At 40.1% G+C, this 21,874-nt stretch carries 19 protein-coding genes and 1 pseudogene; 13 read left to right on the forward strand and 7 right to left on the reverse strand.

Translation table 11 applies throughout. The features are described 5' to 3' along the window. The coding region (locus CXF72_RS07460) for a GAF domain-containing protein (protein WP_157823213.1) at window positions 1–423 on the reverse strand (423 nt) is incomplete at its 3' end. Between the two features lie 446 nt (window positions 424–869). On the opposite strand from CXF72_RS07460, the pseudogene CXF72_RS07470 reads away from it, so the two are divergent. From CXF72_RS07470 to CXF72_RS07480, 3 genes and pseudogenes are all read left to right on the forward strand, one after another. Beyond that, window positions 870–1,085, forward strand: a pseudogene (locus CXF72_RS07470) (IS3 family transposase); the annotation flags it as partial. 154 nt (window positions 1,086–1,239) lie between these two features. Further along, complete coding sequence (locus tag CXF72_RS07475) at window positions 1,240–2,313, forward strand: substrate-binding domain-containing protein (RefSeq protein ID WP_101038233.1); 1,074 nt, start codon at window positions 1,240–1,242, stop codon at window positions 2,311–2,313. A gap of 33 nt (window positions 2,314–2,346) precedes the next feature. Beyond that, window positions 2,347–3,978, forward strand: coding sequence for a GGDEF domain-containing protein (locus CXF72_RS07480; RefSeq protein WP_101038235.1), 1,632 nt, complete (start codon window positions 2,347–2,349; stop codon window positions 3,976–3,978). A 1,208-nt stretch (window positions 3,979–5,186) separates the two neighbouring features. Here the strand turns inward: CXF72_RS07480 and CXF72_RS07485 are convergent. The 3 genes from CXF72_RS07485 to CXF72_RS07495 form a co-directional block, all read right to left on the reverse strand. After that, window positions 5,187–5,708: a GNAT family N-acetyltransferase gene (locus CXF72_RS07485; protein ID WP_101038237.1), complete on the reverse strand. Its 522-nt coding sequence runs from the start codon at window positions 5,706–5,708 to the stop codon at window positions 5,187–5,189. Window positions 5,709–5,911: 203 nt separating this feature from the next. Further along, window positions 5,912–6,973, reverse strand: coding sequence for an SPFH domain-containing protein (locus CXF72_RS07490; RefSeq protein ID WP_101038239.1), 1,062 nt, complete (start codon window positions 6,971–6,973; stop codon window positions 5,912–5,914). Between the two features lie 40 nt (window positions 6,974–7,013). Further along, window positions 7,014–8,699: a hypothetical protein gene (locus CXF72_RS07495; protein ID WP_101038241.1), complete on the reverse strand. Its 1,686-nt coding sequence runs from the start codon at window positions 8,697–8,699 to the stop codon at window positions 7,014–7,016. Between the two features lie 637 nt (window positions 8,700–9,336). Here CXF72_RS07495 and CXF72_RS07500 point away from each other — a divergent pair. The 4 genes from CXF72_RS07500 to CXF72_RS07515 all read left to right on the forward strand — a co-directional run bounded on the left by CXF72_RS07500 (window position 9,337) and on the right by CXF72_RS07515 (window position 14,602). Next, window positions 9,337–10,899, forward strand: a complete 1,563-nt coding sequence (locus CXF72_RS07500; protein WP_101038243.1) for a SulP family inorganic anion transporter — start codon at window positions 9,337–9,339, stop codon at window positions 10,897–10,899. 1,262 nt (window positions 10,900–12,161) lie between these two features. Beyond that, entirely contained in the window at window positions 12,162–13,124 is a 963-nt protein-coding gene (pfkA, locus tag CXF72_RS07505) for a 6-phosphofructokinase (RefSeq protein WP_101038245.1), read from the forward strand. Window positions 13,125–13,293: 169 nt separating this feature from the next. Then, window positions 13,294–13,884, forward strand: coding sequence for a UPF0149 family protein (locus CXF72_RS07510; protein ID WP_101038247.1), 591 nt, complete (start codon window positions 13,294–13,296; stop codon window positions 13,882–13,884). Continuing rightward, on the forward strand, window positions 13,874–14,602 hold the full coding sequence (locus CXF72_RS07515) for a TIGR01621 family pseudouridine synthase (protein WP_101038249.1): 729 nt from the start codon (window positions 13,874–13,876) through the stop codon (window positions 14,600–14,602). Before CXF72_RS07510 ends, CXF72_RS07515 begins: the two co-directional genes overlap by 11 nt. Window positions 14,603–14,635: 33 nt before the next feature. On the opposite strand, the gene xthA is transcribed toward CXF72_RS07515, so the two are convergent. From xthA to suhB, 3 genes are all read right to left on the reverse strand, one after another. Continuing rightward, window positions 14,636–15,445, reverse strand: a complete 810-nt coding sequence (xthA, locus tag CXF72_RS07520) for an exodeoxyribonuclease III (protein WP_101038251.1) — start codon at window positions 15,443–15,445, stop codon at window positions 14,636–14,638. A gap of 135 nt (window positions 15,446–15,580) precedes the next feature. Beyond that, window positions 15,581–15,817 (reverse strand): TIGR02647 family protein, encoded by a 237-nt coding sequence (locus tag CXF72_RS07525; protein WP_101038253.1) that lies wholly within the window; start codon window positions 15,815–15,817, stop codon window positions 15,581–15,583. Window positions 15,818–16,149: 332 nt separating this feature from the next. Then, a complete protein-coding gene (suhB, locus tag CXF72_RS07530; protein ID WP_101038255.1) occupies window positions 16,150–16,938 on the reverse strand; it encodes an inositol-1-monophosphatase in 789 nt (262 codons plus the stop codon). 782 nt (window positions 16,939–17,720) lie between these two features. On the opposite strand from suhB, the gene trmJ reads away from it, so the two are divergent. The 6 genes from trmJ to hscB all read left to right on the forward strand — a co-directional run bounded on the left by trmJ (window position 17,721) and on the right by hscB (window position 21,861). Then, on the forward strand, window positions 17,721–18,479 hold the full coding sequence (gene trmJ, locus CXF72_RS07535; protein WP_101038257.1) for a tRNA (cytosine(32)/uridine(32)-2'-O)-methyltransferase TrmJ: 759 nt from the start codon (window positions 17,721–17,723) through the stop codon (window positions 18,477–18,479). A gap of 145 nt (window positions 18,480–18,624) precedes the next feature. Further along, a complete protein-coding gene (gene iscR, locus CXF72_RS07540; RefSeq protein WP_101038259.1) occupies window positions 18,625–19,101 on the forward strand; it encodes a Fe-S cluster assembly transcriptional regulator IscR in 477 nt (158 codons plus the stop codon). A gap of 29 nt (window positions 19,102–19,130) precedes the next feature. Continuing rightward, window positions 19,131–20,342: an IscS subfamily cysteine desulfurase gene (locus tag CXF72_RS07545; protein ID WP_101038261.1), complete on the forward strand. Its 1,212-nt coding sequence runs from the start codon at window positions 19,131–19,133 to the stop codon at window positions 20,340–20,342. A gap of 129 nt (window positions 20,343–20,471) precedes the next feature. Further along, a complete protein-coding gene (gene iscU / locus CXF72_RS07550) occupies window positions 20,472–20,858 on the forward strand; it encodes a Fe-S cluster assembly scaffold IscU (protein ID WP_101038263.1) in 387 nt (128 codons plus the stop codon). A 73-nt stretch (window positions 20,859–20,931) separates the two neighbouring features. Beyond that, entirely contained in the window at window positions 20,932–21,255 is a 324-nt protein-coding gene (gene iscA, locus CXF72_RS07555; protein WP_101038265.1) for an iron-sulfur cluster assembly protein IscA, read from the forward strand. Window positions 21,256–21,351: 96 nt separating this feature from the next. After that, a complete protein-coding gene (hscB, locus tag CXF72_RS07560) occupies window positions 21,352–21,861 on the forward strand; it encodes a Fe-S protein assembly co-chaperone HscB (RefSeq protein WP_101038267.1) in 510 nt (169 codons plus the stop codon). The last annotated feature ends 13 nt before the right edge of the window (window positions 21,862–21,874 follow it).

Raw genomic sequence — 21,874 nt, forward strand, 5'->3', positions numbered from 1 at the left:
ATAGTCAGTGATTTTGTTATCCATGACACAAAGGGTACCGAAAGGGGTACCTGATGGCCAGAGCACCGGCACACCTAAATATGAGCGGACACCTAACTGAGTGACTTCAAGACAATCTTTGTAACGGGGATCCGCAAGGGCATCGTTGACGTACAATTCCTGACCGGACTCGACCACCTTGCGACAAAAAACATCTGCGTCTAGATCTTCACCTTTGTTGCCTACTGGAACGGGGTTGTCCTTGTGCTGGCTGCATATTGTTGCTTGAAATCCTTTGTTGGTGTACTGCACTAAAAAGCTGGTTGGCGTGTTAAATATTTCTGCCAGTAAATTGATCGTTTTTTGCCATTTAGTCAATGATATTAAGTACTCAGGATTGTCGAGCAAAAATTTATTTTCATCTGTAGAGCTTGCATTATTCATAAGAATTCCAGCCGGTGTGTGGGGGGAAGTGATCTAATGATATTAATCGGTATTTCTATTTTAACCAAGCTGTTCGAAGTATTTCCTTAAGATAGCCTTTAGTCACCATTTTTTTATGTTTATGACGATTAAAGTCAAGCGTTGCTGTCACACTTGCATGAGGAAAAATAAAAAATGATATACAGCAGGAAAGCATGACTTTTAACAATCTATTTTGATTGATTAGAATAACAAACCAAACCATTATTGCTATGGAATTCCCCATCCATTTATCGCTTGTGCTGAACAAATGAAAACAGGTTCGAATTGAACCACTTAGCGTGCTTTTCAATGATATTTTGCTCGCTACCTTAATAAATCACTTAAATGCTGCTTATTAGAACTGATATTTATGAGTCTTTATATTAAATTCTAGTCCTTGTAATTAATGGATATCCGCAATTGTTTATACAAGCGATAAATATCGAAAACGACTCAAGACTCACGGGTTAGTTGGGAGTATGAGTAAAAAAGGTTGCTGTGCGGTGGCAGAAATTTTTCTTGGCAGCTTAAAGTAAGAAAGAGTGCATTGGTACAACTGCTATCGACTTCATTCTTATTTGGATTATCGTAGTCCAAACGATTTTGAAATGATGAACGTGTATTTGAAAAAAGTAGCTTAACTAGGGGGGAGGGATTTAGTTGATCACGCCATAGTGAACTGCTATTATCATCTACACAAAAAAGCATGTGCCCCCCCATCCCGTGATATATGTCGGTGAGATTACTCTTGTTTTTTAGCCTTAGTGCTATCTAAATACTAAATAGGATCTGAATATGAAATCAATATTTTGTGGCCTACGCCCGCACCTTTATACCATTCTGACACTTCTCTGTAGCTTGATTTTTAGTCATTCCGCTTTGGCTGCCAGTCAATGGAATGGCCCACGTACGGGGCCGTCTGCCAAAGCAGGAAAGACCATTGTCTATGTCGCAGAGGATTTGAAAAATGCAGGTGTTCTGGGGGTTGGCGAAGGAGTTAGAGAAGCAGCACGAGTTATTGGTTGGAATTTAGTCGTTCTTGATATCGGCAGCCTTGACAGTCAACGAGCACGTGTATATGACAAGGCGCTAAAGCTCAAGCCAGATGGATTAATTTTCAGTGGTGGTGACGCGTTGAACAATAACAAGTATTTACAGTTATTTGCCAATGCAGGCATTCCCGTGGCCGGTTGGCATGTCAGCCCCTTCCCCGGACCAGTCGAAGGCACTCCAATATTTATAAATATTACCACCGATTCCCTTGCCGTAACTAGCGCCGCGGCCAACTATGCTATTGAGGATTCATCTGGCAAGGCAGGTGTGGTCATTTTTACTGATCTTCGTTATCGCATCGCCATAAAAAAGGCCGAACTGATGGCCGATATCATTCGTGCCTGTCCAAAATGCACACTGCTCTCTGTTGAAGATGTTGCCATTGATAATACTGCAAAAGAGATGCCTCAGATAATTCCGGAGCTCCTGCAGCGGTATGGCAATCGCTGGACCCATGCCATTGCAATCAATGATCTCTATTTTGATCACGCTGTTGTTCCCTTGATTCTAGCTGGAAAATCTTCTGATGAAGCGCCGATCAACATCTCGGCCGGCGACGGTAGCCCCTCCGCTTTTATGCGGATACGTAATCATGAATATCAAGCCGCGACCATACCCGAGCCACTCCTGTTACACGGCTGGCAGCTCATAGATGAGCTCAATCGAAGGTTTACTGGAGAGAATCCCAGCGGTTATGTGAATCCACCCTATACTGTGACGACAGAAAATATCGATAACTATAGTCGGGCATTTACTCCTTTTGATCCAGATAACAACTACCGTCGGTTTTATACAAAGATCTGGCTGGATAAATAAGTGACTTTAATAACATGTGTAGCAGGAAACTGAATGAGCTACATATACAGCATTAAAGGAAAATTGCTTTTGGTCTTTATCTCTGCAGTCCTGGTATTTAGCAGCGATGACTTGCTAAAGATCTATTTTATTAAGCAGTTCACCTTCTCGATAGAAAAATTCGTTTCAAGCGCATTACCTATGATAAGCGCTGCCAACGAACTTGAAGTTATTGGGAATAGTATCGCGCTACAAACCAATCGTATTATCGTGGCCCAAAGACAAAAAGAACTTATGGATTCTTATATATCGATTGGCAAATTACTAGACGAATTGGAAATAAAAACCTCTGCCATCTCACTGGAAGGAGGTGATATCAATGTGCTAAACGTGAACAGTCTGAGTCAGTCAATCCGCTCCCTGTCACAAATTGTGTTTCAAGTTACCAATAGTAGTTTTACAAAAGAAGAGCAGGCGCGGAGTGTAGCCGCTTCGGAAGTAGAGATTTTAGAGACTATACGCAACGAGTTTCTTGATGCTTACACACAACAAACTGCGACAGTTACAGATAATGTTCTTTTTGCGAGTATGCAAGACATCACTCTCTGTATGGTCGTTTCAATCGAACGCGGCCTTTATGCCGAAACGTTACAACAGCTAAAAAAACAAGAAGATGAATTCCTTCTTTGCAGTGAAAAGCTGATGGCTGAAGCGAGCGAAAATCAGTCTTCGTTGACACACCCCTCCACCATTGTGCAATGGCTGAATACGGCTTCAGAACAAAGGAGCAGAGTTTTTGAAATTAAACAGCAGGTATTGTTCTTGCAGGCGTCTGCGAAAAAATATCTAACAGAATTGGATCAACTTGCCGATCAGCTAACGTCACTCACGTCAGATTATAGACAACGAATTTTTCGTCGCTTTCAAACCACTGCCGATGCCGCAATCGTTCAAGAAAAAAAAGCCATCAATCTCACCGTGATCCTTAATATTATTGCCGCTACAGTGCTGTTAATTTTTTACTGGATAATTGTCGTACACGGTTTTGGTAACCGTCTGACGAAAATCAGTCAGGCCATGCGTCGTATCCCTACCAGCGATTCAGACACCAAAATTCCGGTTCGGGGGCGTGATGAAATTGCGGCCATGGCACGCGCTTTAGAGCGATTACTAGAGGAGGCTTTGCTGACACATAAGATGGCAACCATTGATCACCTAACACAGGTAAACAATCGGGCCAGCTTTTTTACTTATGCGGCAAAAGAGACTGAGCGCTCCAAAAGACGACCAACTGAAACCTGCATCATGATGATAGATATCGATCATTTTAAACATGTCAATGACACCTACGGCCATGATGTTGGAGATAAGTTTTTGTCCTTGGTGGCGGATAACTGCCTAAAGTGTACAAGAACTATTGATGTATTTGCCCGCCTAGGGGGTGACGAATTCACCTTGATGATGCCGGACACTGATCTTGTATCAGGAAGACTGGCCGCAGAACGATTACGAAAACGCATCGATGAGTTACAGCTGGAGCTTACACCTGACGTTATAATAAAAGTCACCACAAGTATTGGTATATCTGTGGTCAATCTAAATGAAACTCCCATTGAAACTGCATTAATTCAGGCCGATAAAGCCCTCTATCTGGCCAAAGTTGGCGGACGAAATCAAAGTAAATAGCTGGACAGCTATCTAATTGGCTACATATTAATCCGTTTCTATATTTTATTCAGGGACTGTTTTGACTGATTAATCGCTTATTATGACGCAATCTCGTGCAACACAGGTTTTCTTGCTTACTTTATGAATAACATCTCTGTTATTCACTTCTTCGAAGCCAGCTGAAGCTGTTTAAATTTATTCCCTAAAAATTTGTCATTGTATTTCCCGTTGCGTACGTCGTGCTTTTTATGCGGCAAGGATAAGTTCAGCGGGTAAAGCTTTGAGCGTCGCCGACAATGGATGGTTGAACGCCTCTCGTTTTTAACCTCCATTTTTAACCTTCATTTTTAATATTGATACCTGCGCTTATGCCATTATGTTTAATCCCCGTAGTTAAAATAAAAGGCATCTGGTTTTGCATGTTAATGAATTAGAAAACAGTGAGTTAACCGATGAAGAAGTTTGTCTGCGTTGGAACAGTCTTTATTCAATGCCAATATTAGTGAGCCGATGGCAAGCAGGAGTATCCTAGGGGGCGTTATTGAGGGTAAAAACGGTTATCAATAGATGGCGAGAAAGATTAATGGATATCTCCTGGTTTATTCACCGCCATCCTTGGCATTCACCCTTCGGGCCAGCTAAAGCTGTTCTCATTTATTCCCGATAAATTAGTATGCGCAGTATTAATGGATTTATCGCCCGTAATGGGAACAAAGAAGATAATTACGCCGGTCGATTATATTCGCTGCCACCCATGGCGCTCACTCTTCGGGCCAGCTAAAGCTATTCTCCTTTTTTCCCTTAAAATGAGTGGGAAGGCCGCTTTAAATCACAGGCACTATTGGATGAAAATGCGTTACTTACCTGCATGGCTTACGTTGATTTAAACCTAATACGCGCGAATATAGCCCCATTAAACCTTGGTATGGTTTTGTGGGTGAGCATTCTCAGCATACACCCCAAGGCATTCCTTTTTCGCTGATTGATTATCTTGAATTATTGGATTGGATCAGCAGAGTATTACGGAATGATAAGCGGGATGTGGTATTAGGCACTCGGCCACAATTACTTAACCTGAATTCTTATCCCTAATTCAGGTTCACTACCTTAATAAATCACTGACATTCTGCTTACTAGGACTGATATTTATGAGTCTTTTCATTAAATTATAGCCATTGTAATTAATGGATGTCGGCAATTGCTGCAACAAAAAGGTTCGACTGCCCTCAACTAACTTTTGGGGCACCTTTAAAAAGCTGAGCGTTTGCCGCTAAATTTTCCGGGGATAGACGATATATGCGCATCGTATCAATACAGTCCGAGCCTAACTTTTGGTAAAATTCAATGGCGGGGGTGTTCCAGTCCAGGCAAGCCCATTCGAGCATTTCGCATCCGCGCTCAAGGGCATATTTTGACAAAAAATGCATCATGATATTGCCCAGTCCTTTACCGCGCATTGAATCATCAATAAAGAACCCGTCAATGTATAATCCTGAACGTCCTGTAAAGGCCGAGCTTTTCTGATGAAAATATGCAAAGCCAACCATTTTACCATCATAAACGCCGAATACCGCCTCACCCTGCTTAGCGGCAAGCAGTCGCTCTATTCGTTCCGGTGTAGCAATGATTTTATCGGCCATTTGCTGAAAATCACCCAGTTTTTTCATAAAGTTAACAACCAGAGCTGCGTCATCTGGGGTAGCCGTTTGCAGGAAGAATTTCGGGTCTTGCGTGTGAATTTTTGGCATTAATATTACTCTTTTTATCAGATATAAAGGACACTTTTATTTAATACTAAATTCAATCCATTAGAATAAAAAACGCTTAGGCGAATTGAACGTCAGTTCAGGCCCATCGATAGCTCTGAACTGTCCCGCTCATAAGCAGAAACCCGCGTTCAACTCGCTTCATTTCTCGTTCATCTGAATAGATCAACTTAATAGAATGGGTGTTATTGTTTTTTACCGCAGCCGGGGCAGAATTTAGCATTCAACGGTTTGTCTGCGCCACAGTCTATACAGAATTTTTTTGCCTGTGTCTGTACTTGTCCCTGTTCATTGCCGCAGCTGGGGCAGAATGTTGCTCCCGGTGGCATAGTGTGTTGACAAGATTGACAAGACGGGTCTGCCATCATTGTGCTTTGTTCATTTTGCATTGATGTTGAATTCAACTTTATCATCTGATTGCCTATGCCGAAACCCACTCCCATGCCTACACCTGCGCCGGCAACACCGCCCGCACCTTCATTTGAAGCTGCTTTTTCCGCTACATCAAACATTTTCACTGTGTTATAGGTTTCACCGTAAATCTCAAATTCCGCTTTTTTCGCCAGTATCTCTTTTAAACGTATTACGCTGTCATCATCCTGCGGCACGTTTATCGAATTCAAATAAAAGTTAACAATTTCAATACCGAAACGGTTAAATTCAGCCATAATATCGTTCTGCAGGGCCGCTGACATTTCATTAAGATGCGCACTGATATTAAGCACTGATATTTTATCGTTAATGACCTTTTTAGAAATAAAGTCCTTTATCCGGCTCATTAGATGACCACGGAAATAGTTGATAATTTGCTCTGCATTGAACTCCTCAACGGTCCCCACTAGCGTAGTAACAAACTTTTTTGCATCGGTGATTTTTATGCCGAACTGTCCGAATGCCCGCAACGGAATATAAACATTATAAACAGGCTCCAGAATAGGGATAGGTTCCTGCGTACCCCATTTCATATCCAGATTAACGGCTTTATTAACGTAATAAATTTCTGCAGCAAAGGGGGACAGGTTATCAAAAGGGAGATTAACCAGATGTTCTAATAACGGAATATTCGCAGACTTTAGTGTGTGGCGGCCCGGGCCGAGTACATCAAGTGCTTGACCGTCTTTATAAAAAACTGCCTCCTGTGTCTGGTTAACAATCACCTGTGTCCCCCAGACTAGACTGTCATGGGGCCAGCGCCAGGCAAAAACATCACCAGGACCATTGTATTTGACGCGATCAATTATATTCATTATTTATCCCCAATTATTAATATATCGTAGTTATCGGTGTTTAGCTTTTTAAAGTTTGTCGGCTTTGTCGATATAACTGCTGGCGTTTACGTTTAATACGCAGGTTAATATCAATCGCTAAAAAATTAAATTTTTCTCCAAACTTTAATAATAGTTTCCATTCCTCTGCACATACCTGACCATCGGCTAAGCACATCTCAATCAGTTGATCTAACCAGCCTGATGCATCCAGAGTTTCATCCGGGGTGAGCATGTCTAATTGTCCGTTTTCGGCGGCCGTAATGATTTCATCTAATACGCTCTGCGCAATGCGGCGATTCTTAACAAACTGATCTAATAAGTGTTTCTCCTGTTTATCAACTCTGCCGTCGGCAAATAAAACTAAAATTAAGCCTGATAACAGCGACACGGGATCAAAAATACGATCACTTTTGACTTGTGCTGTTTCCGAAAGTGCAAATTCCTGGCCCTTCATTTTAATAATATGTTCAATATGCGGGATAAAGTCTTGTAAAATCCAATCCTGCTCACCCTGATTAAAAAGACTGTCACAATACTCACAGCGGTCCTGGTAATTATCGCTTTGCGGTGCGCCGCAGCCGTAACAGTGTAAAGAGTGGAGGCCTTTTTTGATGTCACTTTTAACGCCGGTTTTTCTTATCATAGTCAGGTGATGAGCATAATACCCGGTGGCTGCAGGCACTTTTCCTGTATGTGTGATCTTGTTACCCTGCCATTTTAATAACAGAGACACTTTGTCAAAGTCTTCACCAAACTGAACTTTACTCACTTCGCACAGGCCGAGCTGCACATTATCAAAGAAATGTGCAGTTGACAGCTGATTGAATTTTTCTATATAACTCGAGTGAGCAACGGCGATAAGCGGAGTGCTGTTCTGTATTAACCAGGCCTTCTGCATCCTCCAGAAAACGGAAGTTACCCGATCTTCGATCAGCGGGATATTAAAAGCCGGATCGACAACCTGATAATCACTTACGCCGTTGATCTGTCTTTTTGCATTCTGAAAACGCCACTGCGCTTCCTGGGTGATCTTCGCTAAAATCCAATCGTATTCGCCGGAGCAAACCAGCGACCGGCAGGCCTGACACTGGACAGACTGACTCAGCGCTAAGATGCTACCGCAGTTCGGGCAGGTTCCTTCTATCAGGCCCGGCAGTGTGCGGGTCTGCACGCCGGGTAAGCGTACATAGGTTAAATACTCGGTTTTAGTTGTTAATGGCACCCAACTGTCAGTCTGTTTATGGCGCCCCTTTATTTCGATCGGATAATCTGCCCGCGATGTTATTTTAAAGTGCAGTGTTTCAAAGTGCTTATCCGCTTCTATTCCGACTAATTCACTGTTAGTAATGATCATATTTTCTATTTTACGACGATGCTGCTGTGTCTGTTGTATCTCAAACTGAATCTGATATGCCTCGCTGATACCATCGCTGATAAAAGCACGGGAAGAGGAGAGATCCTGCTCAGACCAGGCCTGCTTGATAATATAAAAGGCATTTTCGACCCGGCTGGTAATAAGTGCTGTGGAAAAATGCTTATCCAGGTGCCGAATTTTATTCTGCTGAATTAGTTGTTTTTTCAGTCCCTGTTTCTGCATGCCGCGCATGATGGTATTTTTAATTTTTTTATTATGATATTTTTTCCCCTCAATAATGCCGGTAATTGTGGCTACTGCAATAATAAGAATAAATATAAGCGGGAACATAGAGAAGATTTCTCATTTATTTAAATGGAGTATATTTATAACAGATAATAAACCCTTTCCCTGAAGCTGGTGATGAATTTATAAGCCTAGTCACTGAATTGTTATTTTTGTTCGAAGCTGCACCACCTATGGTGTCGCTCAAACCAAAGAGAAACGGAGTTTTTCTGCACTTATCCATGCCATTCTGACGCCTCAAACGGCATATGCGTATCTTTGCTATTCTTAGCCCGTCAACTTAAGCACCTGTCTTGTGGGTTGTTCTGTTTTCAATATAAAACGGTACAATTTTGATCCGCTTTATAATTCAAAGTGGCCGGTTTTTATTGACCATTATAAAACTGATTGGCATTATTTTCCGTGTTGAAGCATTAAAAGAACGTATTAATAAAAGTCTTAGTGTGCAAAAAAAGTAGTGCGGGTTGTTGTCAGCTTAATGAGCTCTATTTTCTTTATTAACCCTTTGAATAATAAGTTTAATTAAATATTATTAGGCTGTTGGACACTTTATTGAGTCAGCATAGAAAAATATTTTTTTTGATGTTGATCGCAAAATTGGCTATAATCTTCCACCAATTTATTATAGCTATCCCATTAAGTCATAGTGGGTACTATTTGTACTCATTAAGGATCACAAGCTGTGTTTGAATTTCCACAAGTCGATAAGAGTAGTGTCAAAAATGATCTGTTCTCGGGTATAACCGTTGCTCTGGCATTGGTACCTGAGGCGGTTGCATTTGCATTTGTTGCGGGTGTTGAACCTATGGTTGGTCTATATGCCGCCTTTATGGTTGGTTTAATAACCGCTTTTTTCGGTGGCCGCCCAGGAATGATTTCCGGTGCTACCGGTGCGATGGCAATCGTCATTGTGTCTTTGGTATCTGAGCACGGTGTTGAATACTTATTTGCAGCGGTTCTACTGGCCGGTCTGCTGCAGATTTTATTTGGTGTGTTTCATCTTGGTAAATTCATCCGCATGGTGCCACATTCCGTGATGATCGGATTTGTTAATGGTTTGGCAATTGTTATTTTCATGGCCCAAATGGGGCAATTTAAAGTAGTAAATAAAGCGGGAGAACTTGAATGGATGCAAGGTGCACCTTTATATACCATGCTTGCTTTAGCGCTTCTGACGATGCTGATCATTCATTTTCTGCCTAAATTTACCACTGCAATACCATCAACACTGGCGGCGATTGTTGTTGTTACATTATTAGTCTATTTTATTCCCGCTTTAGAAGTGCGTACCGTTGTTGACTTCCTGCGCAGTATGACGGGTGATGAAAGCGCCACCGTTGCAGGGTCATTACCAACATTTGCATTGCCTGTGGTGCCATTTTCGATGGAAACCTTAGCTATTATCTTACCTTATTCATTCATATTGGCGGCGGTAGGCCTTATTGAATCTCTATTAACCCTGACTGTTATTGATGAAATGACCGGAACCCGTGGTCGCGCTAACAAAGAATGTATCGCACAGGGTGCGTCAAATATGGTCAATGGTGTCTTTGGAGGCATGGGCGGTTGTGCAATGATCGGACAGTCAATGATTAATATTAATTCAGGTGGCCGCGGTCGTTTATCGGGTATTACGGCAGCGCTGACACTGTTAGCCTTTATTTTATTTGCTTCCGATTTAATTGAGATTGTACCGATTGCGGCACTGGTTGGGGTGATGTTTATTGTTGTATTAGGCACCTTTGAATGGGCGTCGTTTAAGATGATGCGTAAGGTACCCAAGAAAGATGCGATTGTTATTATCTTAGTAACAGGCGTTACTGTGGTGACCGATTTGGCCATTGCAGTCTTTGTCGGCGTAATTGTTTCAGCACTTGTATTTGCATGGGAGCATGCTAAACATATTTATTCAGTGAATGTTATGAGTGAAGATCAAAAAGAAAAAACCTATCGCATTAACGGTCCTTTGTTTTTTGGTTCTGTAAGTCATTTTCTTGATCTCTTTGATGTGCAAAATGATCCGCGCAGCGTCATTGTTGATTTTGCGGAATCTCGTGTTGCGGATCATTCTGCGATTGAAGCTATCAGTGTATTAACGGACCGTTATGTCAAAGAGGGCAAAAAACTACATATTCGTCATCTTAGTAAAGACTGTCACAAACTGTTGAGTAAAGCTGGGGTGCTGGTCGAGGTTAATACAATTGAAGATCCTATTTATAAAGTTGTCTCTGATGAACTCGCTTAATAAATTAAAGCGTTGGGTAAGATGAGCCCAACGCTTTTATAATTCTGGCGTTCAGCAAGGTACAATAGGCACGAGAAATAGATGAAAAATAACAGTGAAATTAACGACGGTTTCACTGTTTTCTATTCGTAATAAAGCATTTAAAGAGTATTAAGATTAAGCCATTAAATGGATGGGAAATAACAGTGGAATTAATAAATTTTTCACTGCTTTGCATTCGTAATAAAGCATTTAAAGAGTATTAAGATTAAGCCATTAAATGGATGGGAAATAACAGTGGAATTAATAAATTTTTCACTGCTTTGCATTCGTAATAAAACACTTAAAGAGTATTAAGGTTAAGCCATAAAATGGATGGGGAAATAACAGTGAAATTAACGACTGTATCACTGTTATGCATTCGTAATAAAACACTTAAAGTGTAAGCCATAAAATGGATGGGGAAATAACAGTGAAATTAACGACTGTATCACTGTTATGCATTCGTAATAAAACACTTAAAGTGTAAGCCATAAAATGGATGGGAAATAACAATGAAATTAAGGAATGTTTCACTTTTTTCCAGTGGTAATAATATCAGAGCGTCTTAAGGTTAATCCATAAAGAGGGTGAACTCATTTAATCAATGGGTTAGAGCATGATACGGTTTTAAGTTGATCATGTAACACATTGATTATTATATTTATTTTTCTCTCTCTCTCTTTTCCCTCAGTCCCGTAATAAAATAATTTTCAATGCTGCTTAGCGCTTTTAAAATGGGCTGTCTGGTGATTTTTCTCAGTCCTTATTTATTTGAAACGCGAGTAGGGCGATAAGTTGCGTCGCACTTAGGGGTTTCTTGATGGTTTTTTGTATTCCATAGTGAAAACCAGATATGGTTGTTACGTAGGGTTTTTCTTTTGTTTCTCATATTATTTTCTCCTGTTTGATTTAAGGTCACTATAACGATTTTTCATTACAGAAATGTGACAGTAAAAATGTTTTTTTTGCACCTGATATTGAGGAAAAACAAAGAATGTTATTCTTTTTTAGCAGATAATTAGCGCAAATTAAAACTTACCGTCGAGGCATTTATCAGAAAAGTAACATAGTGTAATTAAATAGATAGATGCTATAAAACAAGGTAGACTAATTTGTATTAATTACTTAGTTTTAGTTTAAAAAATTTTAAGGAAGGCAGATATAAGTTCAACATATCCCTTCTGTATCACATATTCGAATATTGACTTAGTAGTTACAGCAGTAACAGAATGAGGTAGCAAATGATTAAAAAAATTGGTGTTTTAACAAGCGGCGGTGATGCACCGGGTATGAATTCAGCAATACGTGCAGTAGTGCGCTGTGCACTGGCAAATGGAATTGAAGTTTATGGTATTTATGATGGTTATGCTGGACTTCATAAGGGTAATATCAAACAGTTAACCCGTCATTCTGTTTCAGATATGATTAACCGTGGTGGTACTTTCTTGGGTACTGCCCGCTTTCCTGAATTTAAAGAAGAAAGTGTCCGCCAGGAAGCAATTAAAAATCTGGAAATGTACGGTATTGAAGCATTAGTGGTGATCGGTGGTGACGGTTCTTATATGGGGGCCAAAAAACTCAGTGAAATGGGTTATCCCTGTATCGGTATTCCTGGCACAATTGATAATGATATTGCCGGAACAGATTATACTATCGGATTTATGACCTGTTTAAATACCATTGTTGATGCAGTAGACCGTTTACGTGATACCTCTTCATCCCATAATCGTATCTCTATTGTTGAAGTAATGGGTCGTTATTGTGGTGATTTAACGCTTTGGTCCGCGATTGCCGGTGGCAGTGAATATGTTGTCCTGCCGGAAATTGGTTTTGACGAAGCTGAATTATTTGAGCATATTGAAACGGGTGAAGCTTCGGGTAAAAAGCATGCCATTATTATGATCACTGAACATGTAACGGATGTGACGGAACTGGCTAAACGTATCGAAGAGAAGACCGGTCGAGAAACGCGAGCCACTATTTTAGGTCATATTCAACGCGGTGGTGCACCTATGGCGTTTGATCGCGTATTAGCAAGCCGCATGGGTGCCCGTGCAGTTGAGCTTTTGATCGATGGTAAAAGTGCGCGTTGTATCGGTATTCAGCATGGAAATATGGTTGACCATGATATTATTGAATGTTTAGAAGAGATGCAGCGTCCATTTCGTGAAGATTTATACAATTTATCGAACGTGTTATTCTAATACTACGGCGATCAATTTAAATCATAAAAGCCTACCTTACGGTAGGCTTTTTTTTGGCTCTGTTCCAGTTAACTGTATTGTTGCTGTCATCCTTGAAATTACAATACATTAAGCATCGACAGTAAAGCTGGCAAGCGCTTATTTAGACATAGGATTTTTTAGGTAAAAAATGAATAAACAAACTTCCCCTTATCAAGCTTTAGTTGCGATCTGTGAAGTACCAGAAATCAAAAAAAATGCGTTGGATGTCGATCAAATGTTAGGGGTTATCTGCGCCGTTAGTGCGGCTCCCACACAACTTGATCTGCAGGACTGGTTGCCCTGTTTATGGGCTGAAGGTCAAACTCCTTCTTTTAGCAATGAGCAGTTAGCCGTTGAATTTGCTGCTGCAGGCATGCAGTTTTATGATGCTTGTTTGACTGGTTACCAACAATCGATAGCGCTTATGTTACCAACACAGCGATGGATCAATAAATCGTTAGAAATTACCGAGCAGGGCAGCCGTTTTGCATTAGGTTATTTATCGGGTTTTCAAAGTATTGAGCAGAATATCGAGATAGTGGAAGAAGGGAAGCTTGAACAGTTATTACAGACCACAACATTATTATTAAGTAAAATAGCGAATCCCAGTGGTGATAATCCGGACATGTTGACTCTTTTTAATCAACTACCTGAAATGGATGAAATAGTGTCTTCGTTACCCCTGTTATTAGGTACACTGGGGCATTTTTCTTTGCAGGCAAATAATTATGATGAATAGCGCGAATGAGGTTCTTTTTAACTATAAAAATTATTTTTCAGTCGTATCTGAAAATAATGAATTTATTGTGATCAATAAGCAGGCCGGTATTAATTTTCACAGTGAAGATGGTGAGTTTGGTGTGGTAGTTGCCGCTGAAAAAGCGTTTTCCTGTAAACTTTATAGCGTTCATCGTTTAGATAAAATGACCTCAGGTTTGTTACTACTGGCTAAATCGTCATCGAGTGCCGCACAACTTTCCGCCTTGTTTTTTGAGCATCAGATTCAAAAATATTATCTGGCCATTAGCGATAAAAAACCAAAAAAGAAACAGGGTTTAATAAAAGGGGGGATGGAAAAGTCGCGTCGCTCTATGTGGAAATTAACTAAACAGCCCAATAATTTAGCGATCACACAGTTCTTCAGCTATTCATTAGAGAATGGTAAACGTCTGTTTGTTATTAAACCGCGCACGGGGAAAACGCATCAGATCCGCGTTGCACTTAACAGTATCGGCAGTGCTATTTGCGGTGATCCTCTTTATGCTGAAAAATCGCTGCAGAGTGCGGCATTTGATCGTGCTTATCTGCATGCCTACCAGATTGACTTTACGTTAAATAATCAAGATTACCATTTCCAAGCTTCTCCTGAGTCCGGTTATTTATTTGTAAGTGAGGTTTTTATCAATCAAATAGAAACTATTGGCGCTGTCGAAAAGTTGGATTGGCCAAAAATTTAAACTCACCTAAAGTGAGTTTAAATTAGTTTGATATTAGTCAGCAAATTCTGTCCATATCGGCGCATGATCAGAAGGTTTCTCAATCGCTCTTAGCTCATAATCGATACCGGTATCAATGGTTTTTTCTGCCAATTTTTCCGTGGCTAAAATAACGTCTATCCGTAAACCTCTATTGTCATCAAAACCACGAGAGCGGTAATCAAACCAGCTATATTGGTCAGATACTTCCGGATTTAATAATCTGAAGGTATCTATCAGACCAAAATCCATCAATTTAGCTAACCATTCACGTTCTTCTGGTAAAAAACTACATTTTTTTGTTTGTAACCAGCGTTTTGCATTTACTTCACCGATGCCGATATCCAAATCAAGCCGGGAGATATTAATATCTCCCATTACAATCAGTTGGTCTTCTGCAGTGTGGAATTCATTGAGATAAATATTTAAATCTTGATAAAACTTACGTTTTGCAGGGTACTTAGTTTCGTGAGTTTGGCTCTCCCCCTGAGGGAAATAACCATTGAGAATGCGCACTGGCAAACCCGCTTTATCTTGCACTGTTACCATGATCATGCGGCGCTGCGCTTCTTCATCGTCCGTAGGAAAACCATATTGCACATCGAGGGCTTTATTTTTACATAGCATTGCCACACCGTAATGGCCTTTTTGCCCGTGAAAATAGACGTGGTATCCCATTGCTTCAACATCAGCAACAGGGAAAACATCGTTATGAACCTTGATTTCCTGCAATCCGATGACATCAGGTTGGTGTTTATCAATAATAGCTTGCAGTTGGTGGAGACGAGCTCGCAGCCCATTGATGTTGAACGAGATAATTTTCATTAAAAGGCCTTACATAGAATAAAATTATAGAAGGCGGAGAATGTACCTCGTCCAGTTTAATAACTCAACAGAGTCGATCAGAAAAATACCGGCTCAGATATCGCTCAACCGGTTATAGCTAAGAAAAACAGTAAATTAGCTTAATGTCACTAAAACGTGGTTAAGATGATCGACTGTTTCGAAACCGCTGGCAGTTAAATAACCGCCATCGGGTTTCGTCGTTAACCCTTTATCGAATAACGATTTGGCTGCGGCAACTACTGACGGATCAGCATCCTTATGAACTTTAATACCTTCTTGTTGGGATTCAAATGGGAATTTAGAAAGCAGTTTCATTTCTTCAAATAAAGTATCAGGGTAATTTTTAATCATGATTATTCACTTTTATTAAATTCGGAATATTCATAATATGTAGTTGAGATTAAATTGCAATTAATAGCGGATGTGAATTTGTTGTGGATCAACCTATTGTCATTATAAGTGTCATTTAGGTTATAAAATAAACGTTATAGCAGTTTTATCTTGCCGGAAAGTTAACTGTAATTAGCTGTTTTGTTTACTAATACCCGCTAGTACCTATTTTAATCGTTATTTTGCAGGCATAAAAAAACGCAAACGGGTGTTTGCGTTTTTGTAAAAAGGCTAAGGTTAAAGATTATGTTTACCAGTAACCGTTAGCATCTCTTTGAATCGTTATTTTGCTATTACAGGTTATGTTTACGAATAACCGTCAGCATTTCTTTTAGCAGCTTTGGATTTGCTGCAACAACATTACCGGATTTCATGTGATCATTGCCACCGTTAAAGTCGGTCATCATTGCACCAGATTCTTTAACTAATAGTTCACCAGCAGCGATATCCCAAGGCTTTAAACCAAATTCCCAGAATCCGTCCACACGACCTGCCGCAACGTAAGCAAGGTCAAGTGCAGCACTGCCGCTACGACGCATATCGGCAACCTCCATAAATAAATCTCTAAAGATATTTAAGTATGTTTCTGTGTGGTATTTTTGCTTAAAAGGGAAACCTGTGGCTAACAATGTACCAGGCAGTTTTGCGACTGTATTAGTACGCGTACGGTAACCATTGATTTGAGCGCCCTGGCCTTTAACTGCTGAGAATAGTTCATTACGAATTGGATCGAATACAACACCCACTTCAGTACGGCCTTTTATTTTTAATGCGATAGAAACAGAAAAATGAGGGATACCGTGGATAAAGTTAGTTGTACCATCTAGCGGATCAATAATCCATTGGTAATCCTTGTCTTTACCATCATCGGCACCTGACTCTTCTGCAATGATGCAGTGGTCGGGGTATGATTTGCGTAAAGTACCAATTATTGCAACTTCCGCTTCTTTATCAACGCTGGAGACATAATCATTTAACGATTTTTCTTCAACTTCGACGGCTTCTAAATTTTCGTAGCCTTTAACAATTACTTTGCCTGCATTACGGGCAGCACGAATCGCAATATTTAACATTGGATGCATTGGATCACCATTAGATTTTAAAGAACATTGAAGGGAGATTCCCTCGGCGCAGAATTATACATAGATCACATAAATCTGCAATATCTTGCCTTGTTTATTTTTCGAGCAAGTGTTTAATTTTAAGGGAAATCACCCGTTTTATTCTCAAAAATAGACAATTAATACCAAAAGAACTAAAAAGATGCTCAACCTTGCTGGTTAACATTATCCCTAACTGCGTTGTGAGTTTATTCAGAACGTCCTGTTCTTCACCACTTCGTGGCCAGCTGAAGCTGTTCAAAATAGTTCCCTCCTATTTTTTGTATTCAGAACGTCCTGTTCTTCACCACTTCGTGGCCAGCTGAAGCTGTTCAAAATAGTTCCCTACTATTTTTTGTATTCAGAACGTCCTGTTCTTCACCACTTCGTGGCCAGCTGAAGCTGTTCAAAATAGTTTCCTCCTATTTTTTGTATTCAGAACGTCCTGTTCTTCACCACTTCGTGGCCAGCTGAAGCTGTTCAAAATAGTTCCCTACTATTTTTTGTATTCAGAACGTCCTGTTCTTCACCACTTCGTGGCCAGCTGAAGCTGTTCAAAATAGTTCCATAGGATTTTTGTGAAGGAGAATAACGATCGAATGCAACTTTAGTGCTAATTTTGTTAATGCTAATTTTTCCTTTGCAATCATTGATTACTTCATTAATTATTTTGCTATAAACAGCGCTAATAGAACTATTTTTTGTAATTTAATTAGTGGTAAACTTCGGGCACTTAAATTCGTCTTAAACATAAAGGAATACAAATGCTAGAAAACGTGCGCATTATACTCATTGGCACTTCTCATCCCGGTAATGTCGGCAGTGCAGCAAGAGCAATGAAAACAATGGGGTTAACAAAACTAGTACTTGTCACGCCTGAATGCGAAATTGATGGAAAATCTATTGCACTTTCTGCAGGTGCTTCGGATGTATTAAAAAATCATCAAGTTTGCAATACGTTAGATGAGGCAATTGCTGATTGTGGTTTGGTGATTGGTGCAAGTGCTCGCTCACGTACTTTGGACTGGCCTATGCTGGATCCTCGTGAAATGGGTCGAAAAGTTGTCGAAGAAGGAAATAAACACCCCGTAGCGTTAGTGTTTGGTCGTGAAAATAGTGGTTTGACTAACGATGAGCTGCAAAAGTGTCATTTTCATGTGTTTATTCCTGCAAATCCGGACTATAGCTCTTTAAATTTAGCAATGGCAGTACAAACTTTGAGCTATGAGATTCGCATGGAATTTTTGGCATCAAAGTCTTACCCTGAGCAGCAACAGGAATATCCTCTTACTGAAGAAATTGAAGGATTGTTTACCCACCTCGAACAAACTTTAATGGATACTGGCTTTATTGTTCCTGTCCATCCGGGCTTGGTAATGAATAAATTGCGCCGCTTTTTCAACCGCGCTCGTCCCGAAGTTAAAGAGCTGAGAATGTGGCGGGGGATTTTAAGCAGTGTCCAAAAATCAGTGGGTTCAGCAGAAAAAGAAGTTAATAAATCAATCGATGCAGACAAAGAATAAAATCGCCTGAAGTGGATGATTTGTACCTGACTGTTTTTGTCAGGTATTTTTACTTGACTATTTTTGTCAGGTATTTATAATGACGCTATGAAGTCCACGGAAAGTGTTGTTATATCTCATTTTCCCACTATATAAGTGAAGCATTATGAAATTAACTTCAAAAGGGCGATATGCAGTAACCGCCATGATTGATGTCGCTATTAAAGAGCATACGGGACCGGTGCCATTAGCTGATATTTCGGCGCGCCAGGGGATATCTCTTTCATATCTCGAACAGCTTTTTTCTAAATTACGCAAAAAGGAATTGGTGAGCAGTGTTCGTGGTCCGGGTGGTGGTTATAAACTGGGCAAAGAGCGTCATCAAATCTCAGTTGCAATGATTATTGATGCTGTTAATGAGTCTGTAGACGTCAGAAAATGCAGCGGAAAAGGGGGCTGTTCGGAAGATGGGGTGCAATGTTTGACACACTCATTGTGGGCTCAGTTGAGTGATCGCATCAGTACCTTTTTAGATAACATTACCCTTGAAGAATTAATGGTCTCTGAGCATGTGCAGCATATTTCTGGAATTCAAAATAATAAATTTAACCAAACTGAAAAGCTAAACGTTAAGTCACACTAATACGTTCAGCTGTCACAGTGGAGATACAAATGAAATTACCAATTTACCTTGATTACTCTTCAACCACACCGGTTGACCCACGTGTTGCAGAAAAAATGATGCAATATTTAACTCCTGGCGGCGAGTTCGGTAATCCGGCTTCCCGTTCGCATCGTTTTGGCTGGCATGCAGAGGAAGCGGTAGATATCGCTCGTGAACAAATCGCAGATTTAATCAGTGCAGATCCTCGCGAAATTGTATTCACCTCCGGCGCGACAGAATCAAATAATCTTGCTATTAAAGGTGCCGCGCATTTTTATGTTAAAAAAGGCAAGCACATCATTACCGCAAAAACTGAGCATAAAGCCGTATTAGACACTTGTCGTCAGCTTGAACGTGAAGGTTACGAAGTAACTTACCTTGATCCTAAGGAAGATGGCATAGTAACACCACAACAATTAGAAGAGGCATTACGTCCAGACACTGTTCTGGTTAGTTTGATGCACGTTAATAATGAAATTGGTGTTATTCAAGATATCGCCGCATTTGGCGAACTGTGTCGCGCAAATAAAACTATCTTTCATGTTGATGCGGCGCAAAGTGCCGGCAAAATAGAGATTGATACCCAAGCTTTAAAAGTGGACTTAATGTCATTTTCAGCGCATAAAATTTACGGTCCTAAGGGCATTGGCGCATTATACGTCAGTCGTAAACCTCGTGTGCGTTTAGAAGCGCAAATGCACGGTGGCGGACATGAACGTGGTATGCGCAGTGGTACATTGCCGACACACCAAATAGCGGCAATGGGCGAAGCTTTCCGTATTGCCAAGGAAGAGATGGCGTCTGATAACGAACGTATTTTGGTATTAAGAACGCGTTTATTAAACGGCGTTAATGATATGGAAGAAGTGTACGTCAACGGTTCTTTAGAAAACCGTGTTGCGGGTAATATCAATATTAGTTTTAACTATGTTGAAGGTGAGTCTTTGGTGATGGCGCTTAAAGATTTAGCGGTCTCTTCAGGCAGTGCATGTACCTCAGCAAGTTTAGAGCCTTCTTATGTTTTACGTGCGATAGGCCGTGATGATGAATTGGCACATAGTTCAATTCGTTTCAGTATCGGCCGTTTCACTACGGAAGAAGAAATTGATTACGCAATTAATATTATTCGTAAAAATATTGGACGGTTACGTGATATGTCTCCTTTATGGGATATGTATAAAGAAGGCATCGATATCAAGAGTATCGAGTGGTCACATTAATCGATTTGATTGAGCTTTTTAGATAATAGTACAAGGTTTTAAAAGAAGCATTGTACTGTTATCAAAGAGAACGAACACTAAATTACATTCACAAACGATATTAGATAAAAGACTAAAAGGATAACTATCATGGCTTACAGCGAAAAAGTAATAGACCATTATGAAAACCCACGTAACGTTGGTTCATTTGACAAAGATGATCAAAGCGTTGCAACCGGCATGGTCGGCGCACCTGCTTGTGGTGATGTAATGAAACTACAGCTTAAAATTGGTGAGAATGGTCTGATTGAAGATGCTAAATTCAAAACATATGGTTGCGGTAGCGCAATAGCATCGAGCTCTTTAGTGACTGAATGGGTCAAAGGTAAAACGCTCGATCAAGCGGCCACGATTTCTAACACTCAAATTTCAGCAGAGCTTGCTTTACCGCCAGTGAAAATTCACTGTTCTATTCTTGCTGAAGATGCTATTAAAGCGGCAATTACTGATTATAAAAGTAAACATCCGAACGCATAAAAGCGGTTTGGCAGGTATCATCTTGATGATATTTGCCAATATTAAATATTTGAATTAATAACTGGAGTCAATTTTGGCTATCACAATGACAGAACCAGCCGCAAAACATGTTGCTGCTTTTCTATCTAATCGCGGTAAAGGGATTGGTTTACGGTTAGGGGTTAAAACATCGGGTTGCTCAGGTATGGCTTATGTACTTGAATTCGTTGATGTGCTTAATGATGACGATGAAGTATTTATTGATAAAGGCGTCAAAGTCATTGTAGATAAAAAAAGTCTCCTGTATATCGACGGTACTGAATTAGATTTTGTTAAAGAAGGCCTAAATGAAGGCTTTGAATTTAATAACCCTAATATAGACGGTGAGTGTGGTTGCGGTGAAAGTTTTAGTGTCTAACACTTAAATTTAAGCCTTTAACCCGTTATACTGATAAATCGTATTTTTACTGAGGAATTATGTTTACATTTTTCCTCTTTTTTTTAGGGAACTATTGTGAATTACTTCGATCTATTTTCTCTTCCGGTTATATTTCCAATTGATCAAGCCCGATTATCTGAAACTTACCGCGAACTGCAAAAGCAAACTCATCCTGATAAATTTGTGATGAAAAGCGACAGTGAACGTCTGCGCGCAATGCAGAAAAGTACAGAAATAAATGATGCTTATCAGACATTAAAAAACAGTTGCTTACGTGCACAATATTTGCTGTTATTGGCAGGTCTGGATATCGCTTTAGAACAAAAAACATTACAAGATACTGCTTTTCTGGTGCAGCAGATGGAATGGCGTGAAAGTATCGCTGCATTTACAGAAGACGATCAAGATAAAATTGATGAATTTGCACTGCAATTACAGCAGCAGGTCGCAGACTTAGAGTCAAAGATAGAAGTGCAACTTCAAAATGATGAATTGGAAGCAACGGCGAACAGCATCAGACAATTAAAATTTATGCTCAAACTTCAAATTGAATTAGCTTTAATCGAAGAAAAATTATTCGATTAATACTAATACCAAA

Origin of the sequence: Psychromonas sp. MB-3u-54 (genome assembly GCF_002836415.1) — a bacterium.
Classification (GTDB): domain Bacteria; phylum Pseudomonadota; class Gammaproteobacteria; order Enterobacterales; family Psychromonadaceae; genus Psychromonas.